Annotated in this window: 1 pseudogene; it reads left to right on the forward strand. The window is 37.4% G+C overall.

What is annotated here, in order from left to right:
• Window positions 1–505 (forward strand): annotated as a pseudogene (locus AC2A1D_RS17800) (gliding motility-associated C-terminal domain-containing protein); the annotation flags it as partial.

Genomic DNA, 505 nt, shown 5'->3' on the forward strand with positions numbered 1-505 from the left:
CCTTACGGTTGTTCCATTTATTTTAACTGATGCAACAATCTATTCTTGTCAGTATGCAGGAAATGGCTTCTTCGATTTAACAACTGCAGCCGTTACTGGATACAGCCCAGTTGTGAAGAAATTCTACCCTACTTTAAACGATTTAAATAACAACACCAACCAGATTACAAACCCTACAAACTATTTTTCAGGATCTGGATCTGTATATGTACAAGTAACAACGACTGAAGGATGTATTGGTACTGCTAAAATCACTTTAGCATTCTACCCTACTCCTGTGGTTTTCGATGGAGCATTAACTGAATGTTTCATTCAAAATAATGAAACTAAAGGCAAATTCGACCTTACAAGTGCTTATGTAACCAACGAAACGCCTGTTACCAAGAAATTCTACCCTACATTTGTAGATGCAAGCAACGGAACCAACGAAATCGTAACTGCAGTTGATGCTTATATTTCTGGAAATGCAGTACTTTACGTGAGAGTTTATAGCGATTTAGGATGC

The sequence above is a fragment of the Chryseobacterium sp. HNCC26DJ239 genome (genome assembly GCF_057180445.1).